This window comes from Pseudomonas juntendi (assembly GCF_009932375.1).
Taxonomy (GTDB): Bacteria; Pseudomonadota; Gammaproteobacteria; order Pseudomonadales; family Pseudomonadaceae; genus Aquipseudomonas; species Aquipseudomonas juntendi.
This window is the reverse complement of the sequence record NZ_BLJG01000346.1, coordinates 1-284: the sequence shown is the minus strand read 5'-3', so window position 1 is coordinate 284 and position 284 is coordinate 1. Positions and strand designations below refer to the sequence as shown.

Genomic DNA, 284 nt, shown 5'->3' with positions numbered 1-284 from the left:
GGTGTAGGTACGTTCCTGGTAGAGGCCGCCATGATTGCTGCCGACATCGCGCCCAACCTCAAGCGTGAACGCTGGGGTTTCAGCGCCTGGCTCGGCCATGTGCCGGCGCTCTGGCGCAAGGTGCATGAAGAAGCGCAGGCACGGGCCCAGGCTGGCCTGGCCAAACCCCCGCTGTGGATCCGTGGCTACGAGGCCGACCCGCGGCTGATTCAGCCGGGCCGTAACAACGTGGAGCGCGCAGGCCTGGGTGACTGGGTGAAAATCTACCAGGGCGAGGTCAGCAC

1 pseudogene is annotated in these 284 nt (G+C 66.2%); it reads left to right on the top strand.

What is annotated here, in order from left to right:
• A pseudogene (locus GYA94_RS25815) lies at nucleotides 1-284 on the top strand (bifunctional 23S rRNA (guanine(2069)-N(7))-methyltransferase RlmK/23S rRNA (guanine(2445)-N(2))-methyltransferase RlmL); the annotation flags it as partial.